Consider the following 12,352-nt stretch of genomic DNA (forward strand, 5'->3'; position numbering starts at 1 on the left):
ATGATATCATGTCAATCCTTGTGGAGGTTCTTATCGACAAAGAGGTACGCGAATTGCACCGGATCGGCCGCCATGCCGTTGCCCGCCTCGAACCGCGCCTGGCCGTCGGTCCAGATTTTGCGGATTTGCGCGGGCAGTTCGGGACCGAATTTCATCTGCTGTTCGACAATCCGCTCCCAGCTACCCTTCAAACCGAAACTTTGTTCAAGCTGCGGCACCATCGCCTTGCAATAGCTTTCCGTCGCGGGGTCCAGATGCCCGATCGCCTTCAGCACCCAGGCATCGACAAAGCGCAGGAACGGCTTGTCGGTATAGCGGTCGGTCACAGGTTTTTCTCCATTGTCCATTCGTCGCGCAGCAAGCCGAAAATCAGCGAATCGCGCACGCCGATATGCGTTTCCCACTCGCCGCGCAGACGGCCTTCATATTGAAAGCCCAGCCTTTCGAGCAGTGCAATCGATCCGCGGTTCTCCGGATCGGTGTCGGCAAAGATGCGCCGCAGCTTCAGTTCGGCAAAGCCATAGTCGATGACGCGCGCCACGGCTTCGCGCGCGATCCCGCCGCGCCAATGATCTCGGTGCAGGATATAACCGATCTCCTTCACGTCAGGCTTGCCGTCGATCAGAATCACCCAGCCAATCGCAACATCATCGCCCAAGGTGATGGCCCAGCACGCGTAGCCCTCCCCTTCCGCGGCATTCGAAGCGACATAATCGGCGGTCTCGGCAAGCGAGCGATGCGGGCCGCTCGACCACCATTGCATCACGTCCGGGTCGGACAGCACCGGGAACAGCGCGGGTGCGTCGTCCGGGCGGATCTGGCGCAGCACCAGCCGCGGCGTGGTCAGCGTCGGCAACGGCATGGCGTTATTTGCCCGATTTTTTCTTGCGCATTGCGTCGTGGAAGCGGTCGGCCCAGCCGGGTTTGACCAGCTGCTCGGCGCGCACCATGCGCAGGTCGCCCGCGGCGACATCGCGCGATACCGCGCTGCCGGCGGCCACAATCGCATCGCGACCGATGGTGACGGGGGCGATCAGCGCGCTGTTGCTGCCGATGAAGGCGTTCTCGCCGATCACCGTCTGATATTTGAAATAGCCGTCATAGTTGCAGGTGATCGTCCCCGCGCCGATGTTCGCGCCGGCGCCGACGGTCACATCGCCGAGGTACGTGAGGTGGTTGGCCTTGGCGCCTTTGCCTAGCATTGCCTTTTTCGTTTCGACAAAATTGCCGATCTTGGCCTTTTCGCCGAGCACCGTGCCGGGGCGCAGCCGCGCAAAGGGGCCGACTTCGCAGCCGGAACCGATGGCGGTGCCCTCGATATGGCAATTGGCGCGGATTTTCACATTGTCGGCGACGGTGACGCCGGGGCCGAAGAACACATTGGGCTCGATCAGCACGTCGCGGCCGAGCTGCGTATCCCAGGAGAACCAGACGGTGTCGGGCGCTTTCAAAGATGCGCCGCCCGCCATCGCCTCTTCGCGCTTAAAGTCCTGCCACACCGCTTCGGCGGCGGAGAGTTCGGCGCGGCTGTTGATCCCCGCCACTTCTTTGGCGGCGGTCTCGACAACGGCGACGCGGCTGCCCTCTGCGATTGCGCCGGTGGCGACGTCGGGCAGATAATATTCCCCGGCAGCATTGTCGTTACCGACGGCTTCAAGCAGACGCCACATATCGTGCGCAGCGGCGACGATGACCCCGGAATTGCACAGATTAACCGCCCGTTCGTCGGGACTTGCATCCTTATGTTCAACCATCTTCGACACATTGCCTTCGGCGTCGGCGATGATCCGGCCATACGCGGCCGTGTCGGTCGGCCGGAAACCCAGCACCGCCACAAGGGCGCCGGCGTCGAGCGGCGCACACAGACGCCGCACGGTGTCGGCGGTCAGCATCGGGCAGTCGCCAAAGCAAACGAGGACAAGACCATCGAAACCGGCAAGCGCTTCCTTTGCCTGAAGCGCGGCATGCGCCGTCCCAAGCTGGGGATCCTGAACCGCGACCAGCGCGCCGCTTTCGGCTACCGCCGCCTCGACCTGTTCGCGCTTGTCGCCGACGACGACCACGGTCTTGGCGGGCGGCAGCGCGGCAAAGCTCGCCATCAGATGCAGCAGCATCGGCCGTCCGGCGATCGGGTGCAGCACCTTGTGCAGATCGGATTTCATGCGCGTCCCCTTGCCCGCGGCAAGGATGACGGCGGCGATGGGGCGGGTGGGCGATTGCTGGGTGGTCATGCGCGCCCCTTTGCCAGCAAATCATTGCGGTTTCCAGAGCGTCGCGCCATGCGCTTCCTCAAATCCGTTCGCATCGAGCGCAGTCGAGGTGCCTGTCGTCGACGCCCGCCTTATAGGTGTCTCGACTTCGCTCGACACGAAAGGAAATCAGGAGGTGCCGTGTGAGTTTTCCTTTCGCGATCGTCGGCTTCGACCTCGACGGCACGCTGGTCAATACCGCAGGCGACCTGACCGCGGCGGTCAACCATGCGCTGGGCCTGGCCGCACGCGCGCCGCTGACCGAAGCCGAGGTGCGGCCGATGATCGGGCTGGGGGCGCAGCACATGCTGGAACAGGGGTTCGCCGCGACCGGCGGCATCCCGGGCGGCGACTTTGAACGTCTCTTTCGTGAACTGCTGCGGTTCTACGAAGCGCATATTGCGGTCCACAGCCGCCCCTTCCCCGGCCTGATTGCCGCGCTCGATTGGCTCGATACGCTCGGGGTGAAGACCGCAGTGGTCACCAACAAGCGCGAGGACATGGCGCGCAAACTGCTCGGCGAGCTCGGGCTGGCTGACCGGATGGCGACGATCATCGGCGGCGACACGCTCGGGCCGGGCAACGCCAAACCCTCCCCTGCGCCGATCCATGCGATGATCGAGCGCTGCGGCGGCGGGCGGGCGGTGTTTGTCGGCGACAGCATTTATGACGTGATGGCCGCCAACAGCGCAGGGGTGACCAGCATTGCGGTCAGCTTCGGCTTTCTGGATCGGCCTGCCGACGAGCTTGGCGCGGATCATGTCATCGACCATTTCGACGAATTGGTCCCGCTGCTCGAACGGCTCTGAACCCAACTCATCTCCCGTTCGCCCTGAGCTTGTCGAAGGGCTGTCCTTCTCGTCGCGGCGGCTAAAAAAGAACGGTCCTTCGACAAGCTCAGGACAAACGGTTTTGGAAGGCTAGGCTCGATTCTTCCGCCACTTGGTCCATAAATGCCGCGCCAGTATCGTCGGCGGCATCCGGAGCCAGTGCGAGCGGACGTAAAACGCCTGTTCGAGCAACGGTCGCGTTACCCGCCCCCAGTCGTCGCGGGCGACGAGACGCTGGCGAAACCAACGGTCGCTCGCTTCCTGCTCGTTCCAACCTGCGGGCAACACCGCGCCATAAAGATCCCGCGACAGCCGCGCCGCACGCTGGACCGCGTCCGGCAAGCCATGCAGCCGCGCACGCACGCCGAGTTCATCCCAAAAACCCCGATCCGCCGCGGCAAAATCGCGCGTCATCAGGTGGAAGTCCCACAGGTTGCGCAGGCCACCCTGCAAATCGCCGTCGGCCAACATATGCGCCGCGCAGTGACACGCCATGTCGGCCGGGTTCAGCACCGCAAACCCACCCGCGCTCGTCACCGCATCGCTGACCAGTGCCAGCGCATCGGGTGTAATCCGGTGGGTGCGCGGCAGGATGGTGTGGTGGACGTCGATCATCCGGTCGCGCGACTTGTGGATCATCGGCGGCAGCTCGTGCATGTGCTCGCGGTAGTAGAAATCGTCATAGGGGTCGGACTTGACCCATTCCCACCCGGCGTTGAGCAAGGCGTTTTCGGCACGGCGGATATCCGACGCAAGCACCAATATATCGAGGTCGCCGATCTGGCGCCCTTGCGCACATGCCATATTCGCGGCGGCATAGGCCGCCCCTTTCAGCAGCACGAATTCGATGCCCAGCGTGCCGAGCGCGCGCCGCGCCATCTCCGCCTCCCACAGCGCCTGCCGCTGCGCAACCGCGGCGGCGGCGCGCTGATCGGCGAACAGCGCCGCGACCGCGGGCGGCAGATCGGCACCGTCCAGCTGGTGCGCCAGCGTCGCCAGCATCGCCTCACTGCGCGCGACCCCGATCACCCCGTCCCATTCGCGCGGCGCCAACGTTGCGGCATCGCAGCGACCCGCGAACAGGTCGACGAAGGTCTGTACCGCGCTCATTTCGCTGCCTCGGCCCAAAGCTGCTCGACCAACGCGATACCGGTTGCGCTGTCGGGATAGGATATGCCGAACGCCGGCGTCTCGCGCACCAGCCGCGTCAGCGCCGCAAACCCCGCCTCGCCCAGCGCAACATAGTTGGTCGACGCTTCGGTCAGCCGCACAAACGCCTCGCCCTCGCCCATCGGCTCGATCGCCGCGTCGCCGCCAAAGCGCGGGAAGAGCAGCAGCGCCGGACGCACGGGATCGTGCATCGCGGCAATCGCGGCGGCGCGCGGGATCAGGTGGCGGATGTCGCCCTTGGGCGTTCCCGCCATCAGCGGCCCGAGCCGCCCCGCATCGACCCGCGTCGCGACCGCAGCAATCGCTTCATTCTTCAGACTGACTGCGCGCGGGAACGCCAGTGAATCGCCACTCTCCGGCTCGATCAGCGTAAATTCGTCGCCCATCAGCCGCCAGTCGCCCTCCCCCAGCAGCGCCGCGAGGGTCGATTTTCCTGACCCCGACTCCCCGGACATGATCAGCGCGCGGCCATCCCGCGCCACCGCGCTGGCGTGCAGCAGCATATGCCGCCGCCACCCCAGCGCGACCTGCAAATTCATCCCCATTTCGGCGGCGAGCAGTCCCATCGAGAGCGGCAGCGGCAGTGCATCGGGAACAACGAAGTCGCCGCCGATATGCACCGAAGGGCGCACCCAGCGCCGCCACGGCCGCGCCGCGAACAATCGCACAGTGGCATCGGCGGGGCGCGCCTCGTCCTGCGGATAGCTGGCGTATAGCTGCTCAAGCGCCGCAATCGGTTCGGGCCAGTCGCTGCCGATCCGAAACTGCACCGGGCCGACTGCAATGCGAATGCTGTGCCTCACGCGCGCGCCACCAGCCCCATTGCCGCGAGTTCGCTCAGCCGTTCGGCCAGGATCGGTTGCACGTCATCAGCGCCGTCGAAATCAAAGCTTTCGGCAAGCCGCCCGGCAAGCGTCACCGCGTCACAATCATCCGCGCCCATCGCCTCCAAAATTTCGGGCATCGGCGACACCACGAGGTGCGTCTGCATCGACCGGCGATCGAAAATCGCGGTCAATTCGCCCAGCGGCTCGATGCGGAGCGCGCCGGGCGGCGCGGCGCGATAGGCGGGCTCAGGCATAATCTTCGGCGGCAGCGGTCAGTTTGGCGAGGATCGCCATCAGCGTCGCGCGCTCGGCGGCGGTGATCGTCGATTCGAGCTGCGCCTCGCTCGCCAGCGCCGCGGGGACAATCGCGTCGTACAGCGACCAGCCCGTCTCGGTGAGTTCCAGATGGTGCGACCGCCCGTCGACTTCGTGCGCCTGCCGCGCAATCAATTGTCGCTCGGCGAGCGCCTTGGCGGCGCGGTTGACCGTCACCTTGTCCATCCGCGTCGCCTCGACCAGCTCGCGCTGCGTCTTGGGCTTACCCTCCCCCAGCACCGCCATCAGCCGCCACTCGGGGATCTTCAGCCCAAAACGGTTCTGATATTCGGCCGCGATCCGTTCGGACAAGGCGTTCGACGCAATCGACAGGCGATAAGGCAGGAAATTGTCGAGGTTCAGTTTTTTGGCGACCATGGCCTGACCTTATCGACAATCCGTGCGCTGTGAAGGTCAGAACGACACCCTCGCCCCGATCCACAACGTCCGCGGCGTCGCGCGCTCGACGATCCCCGCCGACGAGATGGCCGCGGGCACCAGCTCGTCGAACAGATTCTCACCCCGTGCTTCCAGGCTGATCGCGTCGGCAAGCCGCCACGTCAGCCCGGCGTCGACCGTCAGCGCGTCGCCGAGCACGAGCAGGCCCAGATCATCCTCATTCTGTTTGCCCACATAACGCAACGTCGCGAAACCCTGCACGGCGTCCCTTGTGTTGCTGCGCAGCGAAACACTGCCGCTATGCTTCGCGATCTGCGCCGGACGGCGACCATCGAGCGCCGCCGCGCCGCTTGACGCGTCGACCGTGGCATCGGTCCACGCATAGGTCGCGCGCAAGGTCAGAAAGTCGATCTTCTGTTCGGCGCTGATCTCGACACCCTTGGTGTCGATTGCATCGAGATTCTGGCGCTGGTTCAGGTTGGGCGCCAAGGTCACATTGGCGATGGCATTGGTCAGATGGTTGACGAACAACGTTGCCGACAGCGTGGTGTCGTCGCTTTTCCAATCTGCGCCGATCTCACCACCCCATAACCGTTCGGGCTTCAGCATCTCGTTCGCGGTCGTCACCTCAGCCCCGACGCGAAACGGACGATAGAGTTCGTTCAGCGTCGGCAGGCGCCAGCCGCGATAGACAGCGCCGCGCAGCGACACGGCATCTTTTGTCCACTGGACCCCGGCCCGACCACTGCCTTCCCAGCCCTGCCGCGCGGCGAAGCGGAGGTCGGTGATGACGGGTCCGCCGATGTTGCGCTCGTTTCGATACCCTTCACCCAGCCACCAGCGATCGACCCGCCCACTGACCGTCCAGAGCAGGCCTTGGTCGCGATATCCCGACGTCCATTCGGCGAAAGCGCCGACCGTATCGCTGTCGCCGCCTGCCGTCCGGTGGCGACCGGGAACCGTCCCGGCGAAAAAGAAATCCTCCTCGGTGCGGCCCGTCGTGCGGCGCCAGTCGGCGCCGATGCGCAGCGGGTTGGCGCGGCCAATGAGCGGGCGAAATTCGACCCGCGCGCCAAGCCCGGTGGCGGGGACGCGCTGGAACAATGCGGGCGCCACGCTGTTGCGGTTCGCGGCGACGCTGGCAAAGCCGCTCTCGAAATCGCGCAGCTGCACATAGGCCAGCGCGAACAGCTGATTGGCCTGATAGGGATCGTGGATGAAGCGAAGGCTCGCATCGACCCCATCGACCCGACTGGTCGTGAAATCAGTGCCGCGGTCGCGCCGGTCCGAAAAGCCGCGCACGCTCGCCTCGATCCGGCTGCTTTCCCCGGCGTCGAAGCGCAATCGCACCCCAAGCCCGCCCTGTTCATAAGGCGCCGCGCGATCGACGCTGCCGCGCTGGCCCTTTGCAATCGGGATGAAGCCGTTGCCGCGGCTATAGCGCCCGTCAACCGCGACATGCCCATCGCCCAATTCACCGCCGACCGAAGCCGATGCGTCCCAACTGTCGCGGCTGCCATAGGCCAGGCTGGCGGTCCCGCCATAGGTCAGATCGGAGTGGAGCCCGATCGTGCCCGCCAGCGCGCCCGGCCCGTCGGCGCCGCTGCCGCCGCCGCGCGTAACTGTCACGCCGCGCAGGTTGATCGCATCATAAGCGGACCACGCGACCCAGCCGCCGAACGGATCGGCCTGCGGGATGCCGTCCAGCGTCACCAGCGCGCGGCTCGACGCATTGCCGCCCAGCCCGCGCAGCGTCACCCCCTGGCTGGTCGGGTTCGCCGATCGTCCGTCCGACCGGCGGAACTGCACGATCCCGGCCTCGTCGCGCAGGCGGTTCTCGATGCGGGCGCCGACGCCGGGGTTCAGACCTTCGATCAATGTGGTCGATTGCACCGCGTCGGCCGACGTCAGTGGCAGCGCGCCCGAACCATTGACGACAATTTCAAAGCGTTGCTGCGTCGTGCGCCCGCCACAGGTGATGATCTCGTCAAGATATTCGTCGTCCAGTTTCGTACTGTCGGCTTCCAAGGCCATCGCCGCCGCCGGCATAACCAATGCCGCAGCCCCCGTCAGCAGCCGGATCACGCCGCCTTCACCGCGTCGGGATGCGCGTTCTGAAACGCCGCCAGCTCCAGACACGCCGCGTCGATCGCCAACAGCCGCGGATAATCGTCCAGCGGCACTTCGAACCGGCGCGCGTTGTACATTTGCGGCACCAGGCAACAGTCGGCGATGCTGGGGGTGTCGCCGCCCAGATAGGTTGCGTCGCCCGCCATCGCCTCCAGCGCCTCGAACCCCTGCGCGATCCACGTCGCGATCCAGCGGTCCTTGGTCTGTTCGTTCAGCCCGAGGTCGCGCGTCAGATACTTCAGCACGCGCAGATTGTTGAGCGGATGGATATCGCTCGCCACCACCTGCGCCTGTGCCAGCGCGACGGCGCGCGGCATCGCATCCTCGGGAATCAGCCGCGGTTCGGGGAAGGCGCGGTCGAGCCAGTCGATGATCGCCATGCTCTGGATGATCGCATCGCCGTCGGCGACCAGCATCGGGACGAATCCCTGCGCGTTGAGTTCCAGATACGCATCGCTGCGCTGCTCGCCCGCTATCAGGCTGACCTCGACGCGCTCATAGGCCAGCCCTTTCAGGTTCAGCGCAATGCGCACGCGATAGCTGGCCGAGGAGCGGAAATAATCGTGGAGGACGAGGGATGTCATTGGGAGTTCACCATCTAAATCATGGGCCGACCCAACGCCGTTTGTGCTGAGCTTGTCGAAGCACCGTTCTGCTCTTTGACGCCGCAAAGAGCAGAACGGCCCTTCGACAAGCTCAGGGCGAACGGAATTGGGAAGCGACCTTTAGAGCGCCTTCTGCCCGCCCTTCGGCATTTCCGCAATCCATTGCCGCAGCAGCGCCGCGCCTTCCTTGTGCACCGTCGACCGCCCGACCTCGGGCATCGCGATGCCGGGGTCGGTGCTTTCGAGGCGATAGATCATGAAGCTGTGCGCGGGGTCACCGGGCGCGATCGCGAAGTCCATCCCCCCGCTGCCGCGCCCCGCGGCGGTCGGGCGCTTGCCGATGCCGTAATTCACGCCGCTGGGGTCGTCGGTCCAGCGTAGGAACAGCCCGCTGTTCGACGCGCTGCCCGCCGGGTTGTGGCAATGCGCGCAATTGACGTCGAGATAGGCGCGGGCGCGGTCGGGGACGCTGCCCGACTTCGGATCGTCCCATTGCGGCATCGTCGGTTTCAGCGCCGCGGGAGTCTCAAAATAGCGGTCGCGCACTTGGCTAGTCGCGGCTGGGTCGAGAACGAAATTTTGCGCCTTCGGCCCGATCGGTTCGATCACGCCATTCTTGCTGTGGCATTCCTTGCACTGGTTCTTGTTCGGCACGGCGTATCGGATGCTGTGGGCCTCACCATCGGGGCTCTTGAAGCTCACCGGCACCCGCCGCCCGCCCAGCGCCAGCGTCGCGTCCGTGCCGTCGGCGTCCCAGATATAGGGCAGCGCGACCCAGCCCGATGCGCGGTGGATCAGCAGCCGTGTCTCGACCGGTTTGCCGCCATTATGATCGGCCCAGCCAAAGCTTTTGAACAGCACCGTGCCAACCGGAAATTTGATCGTCCCATCCTCCGCCACGCGCGCTTCGCGGTCTTCCGGGATGTAAACAAAGCGCTGCTTGTCGGCATAGTCGCTGAACAGCGGCGTGCGCAGCGTATAACTGACCGCGGCCATCGGGCGGTAGCCGTCCGCGGTCATCCCGAACCCGAACGCGGACAGCTTTTGCGGCGTCGCCTCGCCCTCGACCACGGCCTGGTCGACGGTTGGACCGCTCATGGTGGCCGCACCGCTGACGCAGCAAAGCGCCGCCGCCAGCGCCGCGAATATACGCTTCACCGGACCTTCGCCTCCATCGCATCGGGCAGCTTGATCGCGGGCAGCGCCGCGGGCGGTGTGCCCTTCGACAAATCGGCAGGCGACGGTTTCGTCTCGCTCTGCGGCGTTTTGACATCGGGCAGGTTCAGCGACAGCACGCCAACCTTGTCGAGCACGATCGCATCGCCGGACCCGTCCCACAGCACCGGCGGGATGCTTCCGCCCATCGCTGCTGCGACCATGTCGCCGCCGGGGAATTTAGGCGCATAGCCTGCCTTGCCATGCTGGTTGCCGCGGACGACGATCTGCCGCGGCAGCGGCTGGTATTTCGGGTCTTTATGCTCGTAGCGATAACCGACAATCATCACATTGGCGGTGCCGTTGTTGTCAAAGATATTGTCGAAAATCTCGACATTGCGGTTCGCCATGACCAGCACCCCGGTGCCGGTCGGCACGCTCGCGACGATATTGCCCTTCGGCGCAAAGTTCGGCGTGCTGTTGTCGTTGACGATATTCTCGAACACCCGGACATTATGCCCCCCCTGCATCGGCAGGCTGGGCAGGTCGAACACCAGGATGCCGCCGGTGTTCTTCGTCGCAATATTGTCGTGGACGTCGGCGTTATAACTGTTCTCGATCTCGATCCCCGCGACATTCTCGGTTGCGATCGATTCGCGCACGATGATATTCTTCGACTGGCCGACATAGATGCCCGCGTCCGACGCGCCGCGCACATAAACGCTATCGATCAGGACGTCGGTGCTTTCGACCGGATAGATGCCATAGGCGCCGTTGGTTTCTTTTGGTCCCGCGGTCCATTCGACGCGCAACTGGTGATAAACGATGCGGTCAGCGCCCTTCGATTTGATCCCGTCGCCCTTGGTGTTGAGCACCGCAAAATTGGTCAGATACACATCGTCGCTGGTGACCAGCAGCCCCTCGCCCGCGCCCTGCTGGCCGGTAAAGTCGAGCACCGATCCGCCCTCGCCCGCCCCGGCGCCGCGCACCGTGACATTGGGAACGTCGAGCGACAGGCCATCGACCAGCTTCCACACCCCGGCGCCCAGTTGCACGATGTCGCCCGGTTCGGCCAGGATCAGCGCCTCTTGCAGCTTTTCATTGGCGTCGGGCGTTGTCGCACTGACGCTGATCGTCTTGGCGGCCGCCGGATTGGCAGCCAGCCCCGCCAATATGGCCAGCGTTGCCGCGTGAAAGCCGTGGAATCGCATCACTCTCTCCCCTGATTTTGAGAGAACATGCGGCAAGACTTGACGGATGCCAAGCGGGTTGCTGACATAGATGTAGCTAAAACCGGGGAGACGTCGCTTTGCTTACCAGATTATCATTGGCGCTCGTTGCGCTCATTGCCGTGCCGTCAATGGCCGCAGCGCCCGCGCCGATTGCCGGTCGATGGAAGACGGACGACGGCAAGGGCGTCGTCGTGATGGCCGCTTGCGGCAACAAGATGTGCGGCCGGATCGAACGCCTTTTGATCAAGCAGCCCGCGGGCGGCCAGCTCGACGAGCGCAATCCCGACAAATCGAAGCGCGACCGCAAGGTCACCGGGCTGCAAATTTACTGGGATCTGGTTCCGCATGGCGATGGTTGGAAGGGCGAAGGCTATAGTCCCGAGGATGGCCGCTATTACAAGGCGCATTTGCGCGTGAAGGGCGGCAAGCTGACGATGAAAGGCTGTGTCAGCGTGTTTTGCCGCACGGTGACGTGGACGAAGATGAGCTAAATTTAATCCTCTCTGCCGCGCAGCGGTGGGGAGGTGGCAGCGCGAAGCGCTGACGGAGGGGCTTTAGCGCAACGTCGCCGCCCCTCCACCATCGCCTGCGGCGACGGTCCCCTCCCCATGGCTTCGCCACAGGGAGGATTCAACTAGGCCTCATCCCCCAAAATCCAATCGACCCCCGCCGCGACGTGAATTCGCGTCGTGTCGTAGATCGGCAGCACATTGGCGTCGGGATCGACCAGCATCACCAGTTCGGTGCACGCCAGCACGATCGCCTGAATGTCCTGCTTGGCAATGTCGGTGATGAAGGTTTTCATCGTCCGCCGCGAAGCCTCGTTCACCTTGCCTTGCATCAGCTCTTCGTAAATGATCCGATCAATCTCGTCGGCGCGGCTCGTGTCGTAAGGCGCCAGGGTCAGCCCGTGGCGGACCAGCCGCTGGCGGAACCAGGCTTCGGTCATCACATTGCGCGTGCCGATCACCGCCGCGGCCTTGATCCCGTCGGTCTTCATCTTTTCGCCGGTTTCGTCAACGATATGGAGCAGCGGGATCGAGATTGCGGCAGCCACGTCATCTGCCACCTTGTGCATCGAATTGGCGGCAATCATCAGTGCAGTCGCCCCCGCTGCCTCCAGCCGCTGCGCCGATGCGATCAGCACCTCCTTGGCATGCGTCCATTGTTCGGGCGTCGTCAGCCGCGACAGATCGCAATAATTCAGGCTTTCCAGCATGATCGGTGCCGAACAGGCGGTGCCGAGCCGCTTTTGCACGCCCTTGTTGAGATGCCGGTAATAGAGCTCGGTCGATGCCCAGCTCATGCCGCCGATCAGGCCGATTTTACGCAAAACTCAATCTCCGAGCGTTCAGTTCAAAATGTCCGTTCGCCCTGAGCTTGTCGAAGGGCCGTTCTTTCTTTCAGGCGTCGCAAAAGAAGGACGGTGCTTCGACTAGC

14 protein-coding genes are annotated in these 12,352 nt (G+C 64.5%); 2 read left to right on the plus strand and 12 right to left on the minus strand.

Going from position 1 to position 12,352, the window contains the following annotated elements; all coding sequences use genetic code 11:
• Window positions 1-11: 11 nt before the first annotated feature.
• Genes VGN68_RS09305 through glmU form a run of 3 tightly spaced genes read right to left on the minus strand, consistent with a single transcriptional unit; the run spans window position 12 to window position 2,231 of the window.
• Entirely contained in the window at window positions 12-326 is a 315-nt protein-coding gene (locus VGN68_RS09305) for a hypothetical protein (RefSeq protein WP_327476016.1), read from the minus strand.
• The gene (locus VGN68_RS09310) at window positions 323-862 is read right to left on the minus strand and encodes a GNAT family N-acetyltransferase (protein ID WP_327476018.1); all 540 of its coding nucleotides are present in this window, start codon (window positions 860-862) and stop codon (window positions 323-325) included. Before VGN68_RS09310 ends, VGN68_RS09305 begins: the two co-directional genes overlap by 4 nt.
• 4 nt (window positions 863-866) lie before the next feature.
• The gene (gene glmU, locus VGN68_RS09315; RefSeq protein WP_327476021.1) at window positions 867-2,231 is read right to left on the minus strand and encodes a bifunctional UDP-N-acetylglucosamine diphosphorylase/glucosamine-1-phosphate N-acetyltransferase GlmU; all 1,365 of its coding nucleotides are present in this window, start codon (window positions 2,229-2,231) and stop codon (window positions 867-869) included.
• Window positions 2,232-2,392: 161 nt separating this feature from the next.
• Here glmU and VGN68_RS09320 point away from each other — a divergent pair, with 161 nt between their 5' ends.
• Window positions 2,393-3,058, plus strand: coding sequence for an HAD-IA family hydrolase (locus VGN68_RS09320; protein ID WP_327476023.1), 666 nt, complete (start codon window positions 2,393-2,395; stop codon window positions 3,056-3,058).
• Between the two features lie 111 nt (window positions 3,059-3,169).
• On the opposite strand, the gene VGN68_RS09325 is transcribed toward VGN68_RS09320, so the two are convergent.
• The 8 genes from VGN68_RS09325 to VGN68_RS09360 form a co-directional block, all read right to left on the minus strand.
• Window positions 3,170-4,189 (minus strand): nucleotidyltransferase family protein, encoded by a 1,020-nt coding sequence (locus VGN68_RS09325; RefSeq protein WP_327476025.1) that lies wholly within the window; start codon window positions 4,187-4,189, stop codon window positions 3,170-3,172.
• Window positions 4,186-5,052 carry an HprK-related kinase A gene (locus VGN68_RS09330; protein WP_327476027.1) on the minus strand — a complete coding sequence of 289 codons (867 nt, stop codon included), beginning with the start codon at window positions 5,050-5,052 and terminating at the stop codon, window positions 4,186-4,188. Before VGN68_RS09330 ends, VGN68_RS09325 begins: the two co-directional genes overlap by 4 nt.
• Window positions 5,049-5,330: an HPr-rel-A system PqqD family peptide chaperone gene (locus tag VGN68_RS09335; protein ID WP_327476029.1), complete on the minus strand. Its 282-nt coding sequence runs from the start codon at window positions 5,328-5,330 to the stop codon at window positions 5,049-5,051. Before VGN68_RS09335 ends, VGN68_RS09330 begins: the two co-directional genes overlap by 4 nt.
• Entirely contained in the window at window positions 5,323-5,769 is a 447-nt protein-coding gene (locus tag VGN68_RS09340; RefSeq protein ID WP_327476031.1) for a MarR family winged helix-turn-helix transcriptional regulator, read from the minus strand. The genes VGN68_RS09335 and VGN68_RS09340 overlap by 8 nt, the downstream gene beginning before the upstream one ends.
• Window positions 5,770-5,805: 36 nt before the next feature.
• The gene (locus VGN68_RS09345; protein WP_327476033.1) at window positions 5,806-7,875 is read right to left on the minus strand and encodes a TonB-dependent receptor; all 2,070 of its coding nucleotides are present in this window, start codon (window positions 7,873-7,875) and stop codon (window positions 5,806-5,808) included.
• Window positions 7,872-8,504, minus strand: a complete 633-nt coding sequence (gene maiA, locus VGN68_RS09350; protein WP_327476035.1) for a maleylacetoacetate isomerase — start codon at window positions 8,502-8,504, stop codon at window positions 7,872-7,874. Before maiA ends, VGN68_RS09345 begins: the two co-directional genes overlap by 4 nt.
• 141 nt (window positions 8,505-8,645) lie before the next feature.
• Window positions 8,646-9,683 carry an SO2930 family diheme c-type cytochrome gene (locus VGN68_RS09355; RefSeq protein ID WP_327476037.1) on the minus strand — a complete coding sequence of 346 codons (1,038 nt, stop codon included), beginning with the start codon at window positions 9,681-9,683 and terminating at the stop codon, window positions 8,646-8,648.
• A complete protein-coding gene (locus VGN68_RS09360) occupies window positions 9,680-10,891 on the minus strand; it encodes a parallel beta-helix domain-containing protein (RefSeq protein ID WP_327476039.1) in 1,212 nt (403 codons plus the stop codon). Before VGN68_RS09360 ends, VGN68_RS09355 begins: the two co-directional genes overlap by 4 nt.
• A 149-nt stretch (window positions 10,892-11,040) precedes the next feature.
• Between VGN68_RS09360 and VGN68_RS09365 the strand changes: the two genes are divergently transcribed.
• Entirely contained in the window at window positions 11,041-11,403 is a 363-nt protein-coding gene (locus VGN68_RS09365) for a DUF2147 domain-containing protein (protein WP_293697281.1), read from the plus strand.
• A 143-nt stretch (window positions 11,404-11,546) separates the two neighbouring features.
• Here VGN68_RS09365 and VGN68_RS09370 read toward each other — a convergent pair whose 3' ends face one another.
• Entirely contained in the window at window positions 11,547-12,245 is a 699-nt protein-coding gene (locus VGN68_RS09370; RefSeq protein ID WP_327476044.1) for an aspartate/glutamate racemase family protein, read from the minus strand.
• Window positions 12,246-12,352 lie beyond the last annotated feature (107 nt).

The organism is Sphingopyxis sp., assembly GCF_035998965.1.
In the GTDB taxonomy this organism is placed as follows: Bacteria; Pseudomonadota; Alphaproteobacteria; order Sphingomonadales; family Sphingomonadaceae; genus Sphingopyxis.